Below are 16,467 nucleotides of genomic sequence, written 5' to 3' on the forward strand. Positions count from 1 at the left end.
ATGTTGTTCAAGCGGGGGAAAGCCATGTCGGGTGCGCCAATCATGATCGGCACCATCCAGTTGCCGAAGCCACCAATCAGCGCCGGCATGAGCACGAAAAAGATCATGACCAGCCCATGGGCGCTGACGACGACATTGTAGACGCCCGGATCGCCAAATATCTGCAAATCCGGTTCCTGCAACTCCATGCGGATCAACACGGAAAGCGCCGTACCGAAGACGCCTGCCATGATCGAGAACAGCAGGTAAAGCGTCCCGATATCCTTGTGATTGGTCGAGAACAGCCATCGGACGAGAAACCGGGGCTTGTGATCATCCAAGATCGTGGCTGGATTGGACATGATATGCTTCCTGCTCTTCACTGCCGGCAGGCAGACGGACTCAACGATGGACGGCACCTGCGATCCGCCATCACACGGGGCCAGGTCTTGCCTGCGCTCTTCATTCATCCGTGACGATCGCATCCATCGGAATGTCGTGCGGCTGCGGATAGATGGTTCGGATCCTGCTGCGGGCGTAACCGACGCCGACGACGAGAGGCCGCCTGGGCGCCGCGGCCAGGGTCCGGTCGAAGAAGCCGCCGCCATAACCCAGGCGATAATTAGCCTCGTCGAAACCGACAACGGGCGCGATGACCACATCCGGTTGGACGGCAGGTCCATGAGAGGGGACAAGAATATTCCAGACTCCGCGTTCGAGCGGGTCTCCCGGCCGCCAGATGCGAAACTCCAGCGGCCAGCCTTTCTTGATGACGACTGGAAGCGCAATCCGCCCGCCGCGCTCGATCACGTTTATCGCCCAGTTGCGGAGATCGGGCTCACCGCGGAATGGCCAATAGCCGCTGACGATCCGCCCGCTCACCCGACCGACAGCTAGGTCGAGAACGGAAGCGATGCGTAAAGACCTCGCATTGCGTTCCTCGGCGTCAATGGCGAGACGCTCATCGATTAGACGCTTGCGTTCCGCCTTGCGCCATCGGCAGACATCGGGCCATGCGTCCTGAACGGCCGGCTCAGTGCCGTACCCGGGGACCAGCTCATGCATGAAGCATGGCGGAGAGGCGTATTCTCTCGTCTCCGGGTAAACATCCTCCTGATCAGACATTGCACGCTCCATATCCGTTGCAGCGGAGACCCGCCTGCCTGGACGTTGCGCTGCGTAAAACAGGAAGGCAAACGGAATTAAATGCTGTATTGATGCAAGATTATTGCACTAATCCGGGAACCAGCATGGACATCGACCGCGCGCGCACGTTTTTGGAAATCGTCCATTCCGGCAGCTTTCTGAGAGCTGCCGACCGACTCCACGTCACCCAGACCACTGTCAGCGCGCGGATACGCACGCTGGAGGAAGAGCTCGGACGTCAGCTCTTTGTCCGCAACCGCAATGGTGCGCAGTTGACGCAGGCGGGCCGGGAGTTCGAGCGGTTCGCGCAATCATTCGTGCAAATCTGGGAACGAGCACGCCACCAGCTCGCCATCCCATCGGGACGGACAAGCGTCGTTGCCCTGGGCGGAGAGCTCAGTCTGTGGAACCCGCTGCTGCTCGATTGGCTGGTCTGGATGAAGAAGGCCAGGCCGGAAATCGCCATCCAAGCCCAGGTCGGCGTGCCGGACCAGCTCCTCGAGCAGCTCAGGACTGGCGTTCTGGATATCGCGGTCCTCTATGCGCCGAAGCTGCTGCCGGGTTTCAGGGTAGAGCTTCTCGTGGAGGAGCAGCTCGTCCTGGTTCGGAGCACGGACAGAGACTCGGAGTTGGACGCCTCAAGGGACTATGTCTATGTCGATTGGGGGCCGCTGTTTGCGGCCCAGCATGGTGCCAGTTCCTCTGCCTTCGGTGAGCCGGGATTGATGGTCGGCCTTGGTCCGCTTGGGCTGAGCTACATTCTGCGCGCCGGCGGAATGGGCTATTTCCGGAGGGGCGCGGCAGCGCCCCATATCGAAGCCGGGCAGCTGGAGGTCGTGGAGGGCGCGCCGGAATTCACCTATCCGGCCTATGCAGTCTATCCGGATGCAAGCGCGTCGCGAACCGACGTACAGGAGGCGCTACGTGGACTGAAGCAGGTGGTGAAATGATAGCGTTCTTCCAACTCACTGATCATGCGGCCGGAAAGAAATCCATCGCCATGGATTGATCGAATATGCCTTATCCGTTCCACACCATCGGTCACTCGACCCGGTCGATCGCCGAATTCGTCGCCCTGTTGCGGGGTTGCGCGATTACCCTGGTGGTCGACATAAGGACCATCCGGCGATCGCGGACTAACCCGCAATTCAACGGCGAAACGCTGCCGGACAGCCTTGCGGATTTCGCGATCGGATATGAGCATATTGCCGAGCTTGGCGGCCTGCGCGGCAAGGCGCACGACATTCCACCGACGCTCAACGCATTCTGGCTCAACCAGAGTTTTCACAACTACGCCGACTACGCGCTGTCAGCGGAGTTTCATGGCGGTTTGGAGCGGCTTGTGTCACTTGGCAGGCAGCAGCGGTGCGCCATCATGTGCTCGGAAACGCTTTGGTGGCGTTGCCACAGAAGAATCGTCGCCGACTATCTGATCAGTCGTGGCGAGTCCGTTTTTCATCTGATGAGCCATGACAAGGTCGAGCCGGCGAAGCTCACCGACGGTGTGGAGGCAAGGCTCGACGGAACGCTTGTCTACCCGCCTTCACAGCGTTTTGGATAGTCGAGGCTCAGGCGGCCGACGGCCCCGGGTCATCGAACCCGTCGTTGAAAGCCGCCATGACCCTGTTTTCCGCTTCGGGTTGTGCCTCGTCAGAGTGATGGACGACGCGCAAAACCGGTCCGTTCGGTCGCCACGGGTCCGGCGCTGCACCCCCCGTCGGCTTCAATCTCTCCCGCCTTGCCGCTTCCGGCTGGTAGACCACTTCATGCACAGTCAGCGTTTCATGGCCGCCCTGCGCGGTCGGAATGGACATGGACCGACCTTCGGCCAGACCAAGCAGCGCCAGGCCGCGCGGGTTGGTCATCGGCAAAAGCATGCCAACCAGGCCGCGCATCTCGTCATGTGCGACGATGCGGGTCTCGGCAGCGCCGTCGTTTACACGATAGGTCACTCGGGTGCTGAGCGTCACGACCGTTGGCGGAATGTCTTCTCGAAACATCACAATTGCGCTCGAAATCTTCCGTTGAAGGACAACGGACAAGGCATCGCCGCGGGGATGGCGCTCCTGCATCACTTCAAGAATCGTGTAGTCCTTGGTGGTCAGTTGGCAGCTATCGCTAGTGGGCATGGTGCGTCTCCAAGACGGACCCGTGAAAGGATCCGGCGTCAAGCATTTGATCGGATATGGAAGCTACCCCTGTGCCGGACCAGGACAGGCCGGCGCAGGGGTCACACTCCCGCGATCAGGCTGCCTGCGTGATTGAGGAGACGGATGGAAACGCCCATGTCTAGGCGTCTGCCGGGATCGCCGAAGACGCCGGTGCGCGCCGATCGACTGCATCGCTTTCCGCAGCGGGTTGGCCTACGGCAAGCACCGACAGTTCGTGCCGGCGCCCATCGCGCGCGGTCCACATGATCGACTGTCCGGCCGAGAGGCCGATCAGGGCGGTGCCGATCGGCGTGAGAACCGAAACCTTGCCTTCGGCGATATCCGCGTCGCCAGGAAAAACCAGCGTGACTGTTTTGGCATTGCCGGTATCGGGCTTGAATGTCACCGTCGAACCCATCTGGACGGTGCCGGCGGAGACCCAACCGTCGGCGACGATACGTGCCCGCTCGAGTTCGGCGAGCAGTTCATCGGAGGCCTCCGGATTGCGCGTGGCCACGGTGCTCGCAACCGCCGACAGACGCGCATGGTCTGACTGTGAGATGCGGATGTTCGGCTTGCGCCGGGTTTTCGTTTTGTCTTGCATTTGAATACTCGTGCTTCCGCTCGGACCAGCCGCCCATGGAGGATGCCGGAATCGAGCCAATTCGTGAAAATCTTGATGGAACGCCGATGCTCCGGAGGCTTGAGGCCTGCGGAACCATCCCATGTGGGTAAACGCACCGCCCCTCGGCTCGGGGTGCGCATGGCAGCCGAGCCGGGGGCTACATTCCCGCTATGGGGCAAACCCGGAAAAGAAAATCGCGACGAATTCTGACTGCGGCGTTCATAGGATCATAGTTGGTGAAGCGATCTGGGAAGTCAAGTCAGCCACCTCGGCGGGTACGGCCCATATACCGTCGGTAGCCTTTACCTGAACCTCATTGGGTTCGCCCTGCACCATGGCCCCGCCTTCTTGGAACAGTATGCAAAGCCTGCTTAGCCCGGACTAACTACATGGCAATGGACCAGACAATCGCTGATCAGGTCAGGAAGGAGGACGATGGGGGGCCACGTTTCCTGATTGAACGGAACAAGCAGAACCAGCGGTTTTGTATCGCGCCAGCCTCCCGACGGAGAACCCTCCGTTCGGTCGCCATTGACGAGCACCTCCGGCCCCAATCGAAGCCGTCTATCTACGCTGCTTGGAATGGAACATTCGCTACCACCACTGCTTGGCGCTCCGCCGGCATGCGTTGCAGAGCTTGGCACGACGGGAACCTGCGTTGCAGTCGAAAGTTCTTGATGATGGCAAATCGCCCGATCACGAGCGTGCTCACCTCAATTGGCACGTTGACCTCGCGGCCGGCAGCATTCCTGGTGCTGCTGGCTTACGCGGCCCTTTGGCTATTTCTCGACAGGGAGAGTTTGAACTGGCACGGCGCGGCGACCCTATTCACCTGGGCCATGACACTGTTCATTCAACGCGCAGAGCATCGCGACACGCAGGCTATCCATGCCAAGCTGGATGAGATGTTGCGAACGAATAGCTCGGCATCAAACATCACCAGAATCGATGATGAAGAACCCGAGGAAATCGAAAAGCATCGCAATCGTAAGCAGCAGGGCGATTGAGATGTACCATTCGTCCCCGTGGCGCCACGGGCGGGCGCGCACACAGTGAGGTTTGGCCTGAACCTGCGAAGGCTGCTTAAGAGCCTCAAATACGTGGCCGTTGCCGTTCTCGCCAGCCTGATCACGTTGCTCAGCATAAACTTGGCACCAGAGCCACGCATCTTGCGAACGCTTGTCCCGCACCGTTTCGACGCGTCGGATCCCGAATTTGTAAGGAGCATGAGCAGTTATTCGCAAGGACAGCTGTTCGATTCAAACTCGGTACAAACCCTTGTCAACGGAGATGAGATCTTTCCTTCAATGCTGCAGGCGATCCATGCGGCTCGCTCTACAATCGATTTCGAGACCTATATCTATTGGTCGGGCGTCGTCGGTTATGAATTCGCGACCGCCTTGGCCGCCAAAGCCCGAGACGGTGTCGAAGTCCGTGTGCTCGTTGACTGGGTCGGCAGCCTGCCGTTCGATGAAGACCTGATCGAGATCATGACAAGCGCCGGCGTGCGGTTTCAGCGCTATAGACCTATCCATTGGTATACGTTGGATCGTATAAACAACCGAACCCATCGCAAGCTGCTCATCGTTGACGGACTGGTCGCGTTCACCGGCGGCGTCGGTATTGCCGACAACTGGCTTGGGAACGCCCGCAACCCAGATGAGTGGCGCGACACGCACTACCAAGTCAAAGGACCCGCAGTGTCTGCCTTCCAGGCGGCATTTGCGGAAAACTGGTTGGAAACGGCGGGGGAGACATTGCAGGGTCAGAAGTTCTATCCACCCTCCGAACCTGCGGGGGCGCTTAGAGTTCAGTTGATCTTATCCTCACAGCCAAATGGCTCGGGGAACATGGAACTGATGATGCTGGCCGCGGTAGCCGCCGCCAAGGAGCATCTTCGCATCGGAATGGCCTATTTCGTGCCCGACGATATTGCCCTGCAGCAGATATTGGACGCCAGGAAGCGAGGGGTAGAAGTCGATGTAATCGTGCCCAATTGGCTGACGGATGTGCCCCTGGTCCGAAAGGGCTCGCGGTACTTCTGGGGCGACCTGCTCAAAGCTGGGGTCCGGATCTTCGAGTTCCAGCCAACGATGTATCATCCCAAACTCCTAATCATTGACGACGTCTGGACGAGCTTTGGCTCTGCCAACCTGGACGAGCGCTCTTTGCGCCTGAACGATGAAGCCACGCTAAACGTCTACGGCCAGGATTTTGCCAAAACGCAGATCGACCTGTTCAACCAGGATCTTGCGCGATCCAGGCAGATCAGTTTGAGCGAATGGGAAGCGCGTCCCCTGACCGAAAAAGTAACGGACTGGCTGGCCAGCCGGTTACACTCGCAACTTTAGAACCCTCTTGGTGGGCAAGTGCCCGCAAACGGGTATCCGCGCCTGTCATCGTCCTTCGCTGGCCGGCTCCCTCAAGCCCGTCCCTGCTTCTCAGTGGCGGCCTTTTTTCTTGTCCGAGAAACGAAGGGCCAGTTGGCTAGTTTGGATGCGAAGGAGGATCGATCCGATGCAAAAGGATAGCGATGGGCACAAGAGGGAGAATCAGCAATTGCTCGCCCGACGGCTCGCAAACGAGGTCGGCATTCCCGAAGAGGATGCACTGGATCTGATCAAGCTCATCGGGACAGACTGGAACTCGCTGCTGCGCGAAGCCCTGTTTCTAAAAAACCAGCGCCGGCCATTTTGATGTCGGCCAGGATCGCGGCCCGTGAGCCCTTGCGCGACCGGAGGTCCTGCTGCATGTTTTCGCGGTTGAACTCCTGGAGAAAATCATGCCAATTCAACGAAAGGCGGCCGAGGCCGGTATTTTCGATGAATCCGAGTTGGCACTGCTTGGGCGGGTTTTCGACGAGCTTAAGCTACACAACCCATCGCCTGATGAGCGCGACTCGATTGCCTCCCGGATCATTGCAAATTACATGGCAGGTGTGGTCGACGAGGCCGAGTTGATTTCGCTATCGAAGCAGCCGCTGGGCCGTTAACCAAAGTCATGGAAACTTACCGCCTGCCCCATTTTTGCGTTTAAGCGCGTCTCTCCCGCATTTCGCCTACGTCTTTTTTCGGCCAAAGCGATGACGCCGCCCGAGCTTGGGAACATGCAGACCCGGCTCCCTTTGCTGTTTCAGCGTTCGATGCCGATGTCCTCCGCGCAGCGTTCAGAGATTTGGTCCTGGGAACGAACGTGCCCGAGTATCAATGACGCGATCTGGCTCCCGAATACGCCGGTGCGATCAGGTCGAAGTTGGCTTGCTGGATTGGATCACCAGGAAGTAAGTACCTGTGCCAAGTCGAGTTGAGCGAGTTTCTAGAGATCGACCAGGCGCGCCACGAGGGTTTTCGACCGTCTCGGCTTCAGGAGTTCACGATTTCATTTGTCCGGTTGAATGGCGATTTGACATACACAACCCGCCGCCAAGGTGGCGCCGGGTTGTAGGTTTCGTTCGAGGATTCAGTCGTAGACCTTGACGATCTTGCGGGTGCTCGGGTCCACCAAAACCGTGCGGTTGTCGACCACCACATATTGGTATTTGACATTCGGAACTTCACGAAGCTCGACCGTGTCCGGCAGAGCCGTGCCGACATTCAGCTCAAGTCCGAGAAGGTTCACGGAAGCCAGCGGTTGCTTCTTCACGTATTCGCGCACGACGGTGTCCTGTTCCGGTGTGATGACAACATCCTGTGCCGCAACTGCGCCGCCGCCGGCCAAAAGCAATAGCGCCGCTGCGGTGCTGGTAAGGTGTATCCTCATGGTTTTTCTCCTGTTGTTCCGGCGACAGCACAAATCTTCTGCGCGCCAGCCACCTGAACACGTCGGCAGGCCCAACGTTCCTCTAGCGGGCTTCAGTCTGAACCCTGACCAGACCAAAGGCCGATCACAAAACGCAATGGTCTTACCTCTTGAGACTGGGCGGAACGGCTTAGGGCCAGGGTAGTTGCTTCCCCAAATTCGGAAGAAAGCAGATGGATAAAAGCATTGGCCAAGCGCGTTGGTTGCTCGCGCCAATTTTCGCGATAGCCGTCGGATTTTTGGTGATGGGCATATTCCTTGGCTGACATGTCGGCACAGCTGCGTTCCCTTCCTGTGCTGATAGGACCCGCAAGTCGCCTCGGTGGCTGGCGGGTCCTCTATTTTCAGTCTGTTTGATGAGCAAAAGACAATGACACCGATCCAGGGAACGACGGGGAGTGGCAACGCAAACCAACCGCCAAATGACCACGATGATCATGCGCCTGGGCTACTGAGCGCTGTTTCTTTGATGAATGAGGAAAACATTGCCGCCCTCGTAAGGCGGACCGAGCGCGTGGCTATTTTGGTGATTCTGGGGATGGGGGGATGGTTGATGTTAGTCCCCGCCATTTACCATGTACTGAGCCACGGAATATGAACGAACAACTACGCCAGCATATGATCGCGCGTCGCTACTGATGTCCCAGTCGCGATAGGCTCTTCGCGCCAGTTCGCGCAGGGCCTGCGAGGGACGCCGCGGATGTTCCGATGATCCACACCTTTGGGCTACATGCCCTGAAAAAGTTCGAGATCATCACACATGCGGTGTAGCGAACCAGGTCATTGGCCAGAAGCTGAGGAGGTGCCAGTATATGGACTAGCGCACGCTTTGCGCGGTTAGGCCATGGTCGTCCTCTAGATCGCGAGATTGCAGATAGGTCCCATCATGCCCCCTGCTTTCATGACATCGAAGTTGGCAACCGTCGTGGCGATGATTGCTACCGTCGCCATCCTTTACGTCGCCAAGGAGGTCCTGCTGCCATTGGCAATAGCGGTCCTTCTCACATTTGCATTGGCGCCGATTGTTTCTTTGCTCCGAAAGTTGAAGCTGCCGCGAATGATCGCTGTGCTTGGCGCGGTTGCATCGGCCTTCGTCCTCGTGTCGCTGTTCAGCCTGATCGTTGCCACGCAGGTGAGCCAGGTCGCGCAGGACATTCCGACATACCAATCCAACATCCTCGAGAAGATTCGGACCTTGAAAGAGACGGGATCCGAAGACGGCCTTATCAGCCGGCTCGGCAAGGTATTCGAACGCGTCAACACTGAAATAAACAAATCCCAACCCAACGGGCAAGCAGATGTGGAGCAAACCACGAAGCAGCAGGATCCGCTTCTGGTTCAGATATTCTCGCCCCAGCGTCCGATAGAGACGCTGAGGAACATCATCGAGCCGCTGATCGGACCACTCGCCACGACCGGCCTTGTCATCATCGTGGTGATTTTCATGCTGCTCGAGCGCGAAGAATTGCGGGATCGATTCATTCGCCTTGTGGGCTACAGCGATCTCCATCGCACGACCCAGGCATTGCAGGATGCAGGCAGTCGCGTTGGACAATATCTGCTCATGCAATTGGTCGTGAACATCGTCTACGGCGTCCCCCTTGCAATAGGTCTTTGGTTTCTTGGCATTCCCAATGCCCTGCTATGGGGCATGTTGGCCGTTGTCTTGCGGTTCGTACCCTTTATCGGTCCGGTTATCGCGGCGGTGATACCTTTGTTTCTTGCCTTCGCAGTGGCTCCCGGCTGGAGCTTACTGGTATGGACTGGCGCTCTCTTCATCTTGGCAGAGCTTGTAATCAGCAACGTCGTCGAGCCATGGCTTTACGGCTCGCACACGGGCCTCTCGCCGCTGGCGATCATCGTAGCCGCCGTTTTCTGGGCCTGGCTATGGGGCCCGGTCGGCTTGGTGCTGTCGACGCCGTTGACCGTCTGCCTTGTCGTGCTTGGACGGCACGTGCCCCAGTTCGAATTCCTGCAGATCCTGTTTGGCGATGAGCCGGTACTTGACCCGAAGGAGCGTCTGTACCAGCGGCTTCTTGCTGACGATATCGACGAAGCCACCGACAACGCGGAAGAAATGCTCGAGGAGAAATACCTGATCGAGTTCCACAGCACGGTGGCAATTCCGGCGTTGCTGCTTGGTGAACAGGACCGGGCCCGGGGCGCCCTGACGGCAACTCAGTTGGCGAACCTTGCCGAAAACGCCCGCACCCTGGTGGCCAACCTCAACGAGATCGCCGCGGAGGAAGAAGAAGAGGAAGAAGACGAGCACGCGGAAAAAGAAGGCGCGAGCGCAGATCCGGGCGAAGAGGATGAGGATCAAGCCGAGTTTGCGCCTGATCTCCCGGATGGTGCTGGGAAGTCAGTGCTGTGTATCGGCGGGCGCGGAGACCTCGACGATGTGGCCGCTGCGATGCTCGCACAGGTCATTTCGATCGAGGGTGCGGATTGCGTGGCCGCGAGCCACCGTGACCTCCTCCCCGCGCGGATCCGGAAACTTCCGCTTGAAGCTCGCGACGCAGTCGTCGTGGGCTTCCTCAACCGCGATTCATTCAAACACGCGGTGTTCGTCGTGAGGCGCTTGAGGCGACTCGCACCGCGTGCACGCATCGGAATCGCGCTCTGGCACGATACCCATGACAAGCCCAGGGAGGATGCGGCGGGCCTCGCCGAGCAATTGGAAGCGGACTTTGTTGCTTTCAACGTGGTCGACTGCGTGACGGGTGCGCTTTCAAACGAAGAACCGCGTCAAGTGAAAAAGAGAAAGCAGAGAAATCTAAGGCGGCCTCGCGTTCGTCAGGGCGTGGCGGCGACGGTGCAATTGGACGATTCGTTGGCTCAGCCGGTGCGGTGATCGTCAACGGCACGGCCTCTTTTGGACCAACTTCGGCTACCTGGCAATGATCGTGTGAGCGGTACCTCTGGCACCGGCAGGTAGTTTCGAAAGTTCGCTGGCAAGCGCGTATCCACAGCGAACATCCGGGTGTTTGCTCTCCGTTCGACCTTAGCGCAAGATTCTGAACAGCTCTTGTTCCGGCCCATCTGTTACATTCGACGACGCGGCGCTTTCGACGGTGTTCGAGCAGGAAGGGCGGTGCCAGATTATCTGCTGCCCGGCTTTCGCTGGGCCTGAAATCTAAACGGAGACGGGCGCGATCAGCTCCAGAGAAACGAGTTCGCGCGCGACTTCGTCCCAGTCGGCGCAGATGGTCCGGGCGCCGGCCAAGCGCAGTTTCTCGGCATGCCCCGGATAGGTGTGGCCGCCACCGATGAAGCCGATCGCCGTCATGCCGGCGGCGATTGCGCCCTGCACGCCGAAGGGCGAGTCCTCGATAACCGCACAGCGCTTCGGCTCGATGCTCATCCGATCCGCGGCGAACAGGAAGATGTCGGGGGCGGGCTTCCCGCGCGCGACCATTGACGATGAGAATATGTTCTCGCCGAAGAATTTCGCGAGCCCCGTGACCGAAAGGCTGTGATGTATCCGCTCCAGCGAGGAGGATGAGGCGACGCAGCGGGAATTGGACAGCCGTTCAAGGAAGGGCTTCAGGCCCGCCATCGGCTGCAGACTTTCGGTGAAGAGCGCTTTCACCTCGTCCCACAAATCCGTGGTCTGATGCTCCTCAAGACGATGGCCGGTCGTGAGCCTGATGCGCTCCAGGATATCGGTCTGCTTCATGCCGACGCATTGCAGGACCGCCTGCGGGTCGAGTTCCATGCCGTGTTTCGAATAGACCCGCCGGTAGGCAAGCGCCGCCAGCGGTTCGCTGTCGACCAGCACGCCGTCGCAGTCAAATATGATCAATCCGTCTTGCATGCTCGCTCCGGTTTGCGCGCCAGGTGTCACAGGCCGCGTAGCGCTTCAAGAAGTTCGTCGTGAATGAGCCCGTTCGAGCCGACCTTCTGCGTGTCCTCGTCTGTGGAGTCGGCACCTGAAAGCGTGGTGACCTTGCCTCCTGCTGCGCGTAGCAGCGGCATGGCAGCCGCGTATGACACGACGTCGGCCTTGATCGAAACCGCCGCATCAAGCTGGCCGGCGGCGGCCATCGAATATTCAAAGGCCCCTGAGACGATGACGCGCACGCCACGCGCGCCGACGCCGAGCCGCCGCACGATCTCTGCGGTGCGCGCCACCTCCTCGGCTGAAAAGTGCGACGTCAGCACCACGGCAATGACCGCATCGGCCAGTCTTGCAGTTGTCGACACCTTGGCCGTCTTGCCGTTGACGGTCGCGATGCCGTCGCTGGTGTAGTGCGCCTCGAAGCCGGCGGCGGGCGCGACGGTCAGGCCGACCTTCGTCGCACGCTGCTCCTGATAGGCCATGGTGACGGAGAACCACGGCAGGCCGGACGCGTAGTTTATCGTGCCGTCGAGCGGGTCGACGATCCAGCGGCTTTCGCCCAAGGTTCCCGTCGTGCCGGCTTCTTCCGACAGGATGCAAGCTTGCGGTGTAAGCGCGCGCAGCCCGTCGATGACAATGCGTTCCGAAGCGAGGTCGGCGGCGGTTACAATGTCCAGCCCTTCCTTGCGCGTGACGTCGAGGCGCTCCTCGCGCATCGACATCAACGTCGCGGCTGCCCTGCGTGCGATGGCATCGGCGTCTTTCAGGATTTGGTGGTAGTCGCTCATGTCTCGTTTTTCCCGGGGTAGTCGACATCGGTGATGAAATCGCGGGCGGGGCCGAAATTGCCGATCGGGACGACGTGCGAAACGACACCGGTCTGCGGCGACCAGGCGTGCAGGGCGAAAGCCGGCGGTTCGAAGATGAAGCGATTGGGCTCACCCGGACGAAGATCGAGCGCGACCTGGTGCGCGACGCCCGGCGCGACGAAGCCGACCGTGCCGGCAAAGCGCGTGGTGATGGGCCGGTGATAGTGCCCGCAGGCCACACGCTCGATTTCGGCGTGGGACCTGATCATGTCGCGGAAGCCGTCGCCGACGACGCACATCATGATGTCCATGCCGTGCGCGCCGACGGGAAAGGGCGGATGGTGCATGAAGACGAAGGTCGGGCGGCCGTGGCCCTCGGCGAGACGCTCACCGAGCCAGGCTTCGCGCCGCTCGCAGATCGCACCACCGTCCTCGCCCGGCTGCACCGTGTCCAGCCCGATGAGGCGGACCGGAAGGTCCTCGATCGTATAATGCAGGAAATCCGGCGACTGGCTCAGATAGGGGAATTTCGGCGCCATCACCTCGCGCATTGTCTCACGCCGGTCGTGGTTGCCAGGGATGACGAAGACGGGCATGGGCAGGGCCGACAGCATGTCGGCGACCAGCGCATACTCTTCCGGGCGACCGCAATCGGCGAGATCGCCGGTGACGAGGACGCAATCGGGCGCCGGATCGAGCGCGGCGACGGTCGCGATGGCGCGACGAGTCATGGTGTTGGTCTCGAGACCCTCATAGGCCATCTGGCCGTCGGGTCGGATATGAAAATCGCTGATCTGTGCAATGAGCATCGGGAGGTCCGGCAGTGTGAAGGGAGGGCTGACACAAGAAGGGCGCCACATCGGCGCCACCTTAAAACAGGCGCGCCAGCCGAAGCCGGCCGGCGCGCGTGCATGGCGATTTATTTCATGAGTGCCTGTGTTTCGGAGACGAGGCTGTTGAGCCCGTCCTTGATCGATACGTCGCCGCTCATGACCTTGCTGATGATCTCGCGCTGTGTGCGCCAGATGCGGACCGTGTTGCCCGCCGAATAGCCCGGCCACGGGCGCGACAGTGCCATCTGCTTGGCAACGGTGGCGTAATTCGGGTTCGCTTCGTAGAACGGGCCGAGATAGTCGGTCCCGGTGGCGGCCTTGTTGGTCGGGAGGTAACCGCTCATCTTGACGACCTGCTCCTGCGCCTTGGGGCCGGTGACGAATTTAAGGAATTCCCAGGCCGCCTTCTGCTTGGCCGGGTCGGAGGCCGTGATCACCGCCGCGTTGCCGCCTGTGGGCAGGCCACCCTTTTCCTTGTCGTCGACCGGGAAGACCGCGGTACGCAGCTTGAATCGATCGCCGATCAGTTCGGTATCCTGGCTGAGACGGGCAGGCGTATCGAAGAAGATGCCAATCTGGCCGGCGATAAAGGCCTGGCGCGACTGATCCCAGTCGATCAACGGCATGCCGGCATCGGTGACGAAGCTGCGGAAATATTCCAGCGCCTTCAGGCCGTGCTCGTCGCCGAAGGCCACTTTGCCGTCCTTGGTCAGCTCGCCGCCGCCCTGCATCAACATGGCGTCCCAAAGCCATTCGTCGGGCCAGTCATGAATATTGTAGGCGAGGCCAGCGATGCCGGAACCGGTAGCCTTGATCTTTTTGGCGAGTTCCATGATGCCCGGCCAGTCGGCGGGCATGTTGTCGGGATCACCCCCGGCCTTTTTAACCAGGTCGGCATTGTAGAACATGATCGGCATGGAAGCGTTGAAGGCCAGTCCGTAGAGCTTGCCGTCCACCCGGCCGAGGTCGAGAATGTTGTCGGCGTAGTTGGCGTCGCGCCATTCCTTCGACTCGGCGTCCATCATCGTGCCGAGGTCCAAGATCTGGTTGCGCGCCTTCAGCTTGCCGACCAGTTCATGCAGGACGTGATAGCCCGAATAATAGACGTCGGGCAGGTTGTTGGTGATGGAGGCCCGCAGCATGGCCTGGTGGCCTTCGTCGTAGCTGGCCGCCGGTGCGCGGAACTGGATCTTGATGTCGGGATGTTCCTTCATGAATTCCGCGGCCAGCGGCTCATGGAACTTCGCGAAGGCCGGGAATGCGTAGTAGACGTCGAGCGTCACGGGGGACTGGGCCAGCGCTGTCGACGCCGCTCCCAGCAATACGGCCGAGGCCGCGATGATTTTTGACAGGAATTTCATTAAGGCTTTCCTCCGGTTATGCGATTTGCCCGATGCTCTTGAGGCGATGATGCCGCCTTGCCCCGCGAAAGGTGTGGGGGAACGGCGCGACCGGGCTTCTAGCCGCGCCAGTTGTCAGTTTTATTTCACGCCGGTCATCGTGACGCCCTCGATGAAGCGGCGGCGTGCGAACAGGAACGCGAGCAGCAGAGGTGCGGTCAGGATGGTCGCGGCGGCCGTCAGTGCGCCGTAATTGGTGCCGGCTTCGGCGTCCGAGAAGAACATCATGCCGAGCGGCGGCGGTGCCAGGTTGACGTCGGAGATGACGATTAGCGGCCAGTAGAGGTCGTTCCAGTGCGCGACGAAGGAGAACACCGCGAAGGCGGCGATCGCCGGCATGGCGCTGGGCGTGACGATGCGCCACACGATCTCGAACTCGCTCATCCCGTCGAGCCGCGCGGCATGAATGATGTCGTCGGGGAAGGAACGGAAAAACTGCCTGAACAGGAAGATCGCGAAGACTGAGAGGAAGAAGGGCACCATCATGGCGAAATAGGTATTCAGCAGGTCCATTTTCGCCAGCGCGATGTAGATCGGCAGCGCCGGCACCTGTTCGGGCACGCATAGGCCGAGCAGGACGAGGACGAAAAGCAGGTTGCGGCCCGGGAACTCCAGCTTGGCCAGCGCGTAGGCGCATGGGATGGCGACCAGAAGCTGGATGAGCAGGATGCCACCGCACACTATGATGCCGTTGAGCGCGAAGCGCAGCAGCGGCGCACTGGTCAGCGCCATCGCATAATTCTCGAAGCCGTAGAAATGTTTCGGCCAGATCCTGAGCTGGGCGTTGAACACCTCTTCCGGCGGCTTGATCGAGGTCACCAGCATCCACAGGAAAGGCAGGAGAATGAACGCCGCGCCGGTGATCAGGATGCCGTGAGTGATGAACAGAGAGGCGAAGCGCCGGCCGGCGGAGCCAGCCGGTGTGGTTGTTGTGCCCGCCATCGCGGGAGCAGTGATGGTTGTGTCGGTCATCAGTAATGCACCCTGCGGTCCATGACGACGGTCTGGAGGATCGAGAAGACCAGAATGAAAATGAGGAAGATGAAGGTGAGAACCGAGGCATACGCCATGCGGAAGTACTGGAAGCCTTCGAGGTAGACTTTGTAGAGCAGGACCTCGGTCGATCCCACCGGACCGCCATGGGTCAGCACCGCCACCGTGTCGAACACCTTGAAGGCGGTAATCGAACTGGTGACGATGACGAACATGGTCGTCGGTCCCAGCAGCGGCCACGTGATCGTCAGGAAGCGGTCGATTTCGCCGCCGCAGCCGTCGATCTCGGCGGCTTCGTAGAGGTCCTTGGGAATGGTCGAGAGGCCGGCCAGAAACAGGATCATGTTGAAGCCGACCAGTTGCCAGATGCCGATCACGGCAAGCGTCGGCAGCGCCAGCGAGGGATTGCTCAGGAAGGCGACCTCGCCGATGCCGAGCCAGCGCAGCACCGCGCTCACCGGGCCGAGGCTGGGGTGCAGCAGGAACTGCCACACCGTCGCCATGGCGATGAAGGTCGAGGTCACAGGCAGGAAGTAGATGATTTCGTAGAGCGAGCGGGTGCGCTTGCGGCGGTGAACGAGGACGGCGACGAGCAGCGACAGGATCACCGAGCCGGGCAGGACGATCGCGACGTAGACGAGCGTGTTCTTGAGTGCGCGGCGGAATTCCGGATCGGTCAGCGCGTCGGTGATGTTTTGCAGGCCGACATAATGGACATCGACCTCGCCGAGCTCGTAGTCGGTGAAACTGAGATAACCGAGCACGCCGAGCGGCACGAGGATCGTCAGCACCAGCAAAAGCAGGGCAGGCAGCGCGAAGCCGCCGGCGACCAGCCTCTCGATGAGGGCCTGCCGGGCACCGGGCCGGGCGGGCGGAGCGGGTACCGCGGTCAG

At 60.2% G+C, this 16,467-nt stretch carries 19 protein-coding genes; 7 read left to right on the forward strand and 12 right to left on the reverse strand.

Translation table 11 applies throughout. From position 1 onward, the window contains the following. Positions 1-341 (reverse strand): cbb3-type cytochrome c oxidase subunit I (locus tag LB532_RS20470; protein WP_224557162.1); only part of this gene is annotated, 341 nt, incomplete at its 3' end. 100 nt (positions 342-441) lie between these two features. Further along, on the reverse strand, positions 442-1,104 hold the full coding sequence (locus LB532_RS20475; RefSeq protein ID WP_140643075.1) for a 5-formyltetrahydrofolate cyclo-ligase: 663 nt from the start codon (positions 1,102-1,104) through the stop codon (positions 442-444). A 125-nt stretch (positions 1,105-1,229) separates the two neighbouring features. Between LB532_RS20475 and LB532_RS20480 the strand changes: the two genes are divergently transcribed. Both LB532_RS20480 and LB532_RS20485 read left to right on the forward strand, forming a co-directional pair. Beyond that, a complete protein-coding gene (locus LB532_RS20480) occupies positions 1,230-2,075 on the forward strand; it encodes a LysR family transcriptional regulator (protein WP_140518333.1) in 846 nt (281 codons plus the stop codon). Positions 2,076-2,140: 65 nt separating this feature from the next. Next, the gene (locus LB532_RS20485) at positions 2,141-2,686 is read left to right on the forward strand and encodes a DUF488 family protein (RefSeq protein ID WP_140643073.1); all 546 of its coding nucleotides are present in this window, start codon (positions 2,141-2,143) and stop codon (positions 2,684-2,686) included. A gap of 7 nt (positions 2,687-2,693) precedes the next feature. Here the strand turns inward: LB532_RS20485 and LB532_RS20490 are convergent, their stop codons facing one another. Together LB532_RS20490 and rnk are read right to left on the reverse strand one after the other, a co-directional pair. Further along, positions 2,694-3,254, reverse strand: coding sequence for a nucleoside-diphosphate kinase (locus tag LB532_RS20490; RefSeq protein WP_140643071.1), 561 nt, complete (start codon positions 3,252-3,254; stop codon positions 2,694-2,696). A gap of 160 nt (positions 3,255-3,414) precedes the next feature. Then, on the reverse strand, positions 3,415-3,879 hold the full coding sequence (rnk, locus tag LB532_RS20495) for a nucleoside diphosphate kinase regulator (protein WP_140643069.1): 465 nt from the start codon (positions 3,877-3,879) through the stop codon (positions 3,415-3,417). A gap of 701 nt (positions 3,880-4,580) precedes the next feature. Between rnk and LB532_RS20500 the strand changes: the two genes are divergently transcribed. The 4 genes from LB532_RS20500 to LB532_RS20515 all read left to right on the forward strand — a co-directional run bounded on the left by LB532_RS20500 (position 4,581) and on the right by LB532_RS20515 (position 6,892). Further along, positions 4,581-4,907: a low affinity iron permease family protein gene (locus LB532_RS20500; RefSeq protein WP_140643087.1), complete on the forward strand. Its 327-nt coding sequence runs from the start codon at positions 4,581-4,583 to the stop codon at positions 4,905-4,907. A gap of 93 nt (positions 4,908-5,000) precedes the next feature. Further along, a complete protein-coding gene (locus LB532_RS20505) occupies positions 5,001-6,251 on the forward strand; it encodes a phospholipase D-like domain-containing protein (protein WP_224557117.1) in 1,251 nt (416 codons plus the stop codon). A gap of 166 nt (positions 6,252-6,417) precedes the next feature. Continuing rightward, a complete protein-coding gene (locus LB532_RS20510) occupies positions 6,418-6,597 on the forward strand; it encodes a hypothetical protein (RefSeq protein ID WP_140643065.1) in 180 nt (59 codons plus the stop codon). A gap of 85 nt (positions 6,598-6,682) precedes the next feature. Continuing rightward, entirely contained in the window at positions 6,683-6,892 is a 210-nt protein-coding gene (locus tag LB532_RS20515; protein WP_140643063.1) for a hypothetical protein, read from the forward strand. A 467-nt stretch (positions 6,893-7,359) separates the two neighbouring features. On the opposite strand, the gene LB532_RS20520 is transcribed toward LB532_RS20515, so the two are convergent. Next, complete coding sequence (locus tag LB532_RS20520; protein WP_140643061.1) at positions 7,360-7,659, reverse strand: DUF1236 domain-containing protein; 300 nt, start codon at positions 7,657-7,659, stop codon at positions 7,360-7,362. 92 nt (positions 7,660-7,751) lie between these two features. After that, on the reverse strand, positions 7,752-7,967 hold the full coding sequence (locus LB532_RS20525) for a hypothetical protein (protein ID WP_181169516.1): 216 nt from the start codon (positions 7,965-7,967) through the stop codon (positions 7,752-7,754). A 617-nt stretch (positions 7,968-8,584) separates the two neighbouring features. Between LB532_RS20525 and LB532_RS20530 the strand changes: the two genes are divergently transcribed. Beyond that, a complete protein-coding gene (locus tag LB532_RS20530) occupies positions 8,585-10,552 on the forward strand; it encodes an AI-2E family transporter (protein ID WP_140643057.1) in 1,968 nt (655 codons plus the stop codon). Between the two features lie 282 nt (positions 10,553-10,834). Here the strand turns inward: LB532_RS20530 and LB532_RS20535 are convergent, their stop codons facing one another. The 6 genes from LB532_RS20535 to LB532_RS20560 form a co-directional block, all read right to left on the reverse strand. Continuing rightward, positions 10,835-11,515, reverse strand: coding sequence for an HAD family hydrolase (locus LB532_RS20535; RefSeq protein ID WP_140643055.1), 681 nt, complete (start codon positions 11,513-11,515; stop codon positions 10,835-10,837). A gap of 26 nt (positions 11,516-11,541) precedes the next feature. After that, complete coding sequence (locus tag LB532_RS20540; RefSeq protein WP_140643053.1) at positions 11,542-12,327, reverse strand: inositol monophosphatase family protein; 786 nt, start codon at positions 12,325-12,327, stop codon at positions 11,542-11,544. Continuing rightward, a complete protein-coding gene (locus LB532_RS20545; protein WP_140643051.1) occupies positions 12,324-13,157 on the reverse strand; it encodes a phosphodiesterase in 834 nt (277 codons plus the stop codon). Before LB532_RS20545 ends, LB532_RS20540 begins: the two co-directional genes overlap by 4 nt. Positions 13,158-13,267: 110 nt before the next feature. Continuing rightward, the gene (locus tag LB532_RS20550; RefSeq protein ID WP_140643049.1) at positions 13,268-14,542 is read right to left on the reverse strand and encodes an ABC transporter substrate-binding protein; all 1,275 of its coding nucleotides are present in this window, start codon (positions 14,540-14,542) and stop codon (positions 13,268-13,270) included. Between the two features lie 120 nt (positions 14,543-14,662). Then, complete coding sequence (locus tag LB532_RS20555; RefSeq protein ID WP_140643085.1) at positions 14,663-15,523, reverse strand: carbohydrate ABC transporter permease; 861 nt, start codon at positions 15,521-15,523, stop codon at positions 14,663-14,665. Positions 15,524-15,552: 29 nt separating this feature from the next. After that, positions 15,553-16,467: a carbohydrate ABC transporter permease gene (locus LB532_RS20560; RefSeq protein ID WP_411908887.1), complete on the reverse strand. Its 915-nt coding sequence runs from the start codon at positions 16,465-16,467 to the stop codon at positions 15,553-15,555.

The sequence above is a fragment of the Mesorhizobium sp. ESP-6-2 genome, from assembly GCF_020164675.1.
Taxonomy (GTDB): domain Bacteria; phylum Pseudomonadota; class Alphaproteobacteria; order Rhizobiales; family Rhizobiaceae; genus Mesorhizobium.

Bases quoted from the DNA above. Each gene is read 5' to 3' on its own strand.
- LB532_RS20550 (WP_140643049.1), bottom strand. From the start codon at position 14,542: ATGAAATTCCTGTCAAAAATCATCGCGGCCTCGGCCGTATTGCTGGGA.
- LB532_RS20500 (WP_140643087.1), top strand. From the start codon at position 4,581: ATGGCAAATCGCCCGATCACGAGCGTGCTCACCTCAATTGGCACGTTG.
- rnk (WP_140643069.1), bottom strand. From the start codon at position 3,879: ATGCAAGACAAAACGAAAACCCGGCGCAAGCCGAACATCCGCATCTCA.
- LB532_RS20490 (WP_140643071.1), bottom strand. From the start codon at position 3,254: ATGCCCACTAGCGATAGCTGCCAACTGACCACCAAGGACTACACGATT.
- LB532_RS20540 (WP_140643053.1), bottom strand. From the start codon at position 12,327: ATGAGCGACTACCACCAAATCCTGAAAGACGCCGATGCCATCGCACGC.
- LB532_RS20515 (WP_140643063.1), top strand. From the start codon at position 6,683: ATGCCAATTCAACGAAAGGCGGCCGAGGCCGGTATTTTCGATGAATCC.
- LB532_RS20525 (WP_181169516.1), bottom strand. From the start codon at position 7,967: ATGTCAGCCAAGGAATATGCCCATCACCAAAAATCCGACGGCTATCGC.
- LB532_RS20485 (WP_140643073.1), top strand. From the start codon at position 2,141: ATGCCTTATCCGTTCCACACCATCGGTCACTCGACCCGGTCGATCGCC.
- LB532_RS20510 (WP_140643065.1), top strand. From the start codon at position 6,418: ATGCAAAAGGATAGCGATGGGCACAAGAGGGAGAATCAGCAATTGCTC.
- LB532_RS20475 (WP_140643075.1), bottom strand. From the start codon at position 1,104: ATGTCTGATCAGGAGGATGTTTACCCGGAGACGAGAGAATACGCCTCT.
- LB532_RS20545 (WP_140643051.1), bottom strand. From the start codon at position 13,157: ATGCTCATTGCACAGATCAGCGATTTTCATATCCGACCCGACGGCCAG.
- LB532_RS20480 (WP_140518333.1), top strand. From the start codon at position 1,230: ATGGACATCGACCGCGCGCGCACGTTTTTGGAAATCGTCCATTCCGGC.
- LB532_RS20530 (WP_140643057.1), top strand. From the start codon at position 8,585: ATGCCCCCTGCTTTCATGACATCGAAGTTGGCAACCGTCGTGGCGATG.
- LB532_RS20520 (WP_140643061.1), bottom strand. From the start codon at position 7,659: ATGAGGATACACCTTACCAGCACCGCAGCGGCGCTATTGCTTTTGGCC.
- LB532_RS20555 (WP_140643085.1), bottom strand. From the start codon at position 15,523: ATGGCGGGCACAACAACCACACCGGCTGGCTCCGCCGGCCGGCGCTTC.
- LB532_RS20535 (WP_140643055.1), bottom strand. From the start codon at position 11,515: ATGCAAGACGGATTGATCATATTTGACTGCGACGGCGTGCTGGTCGAC.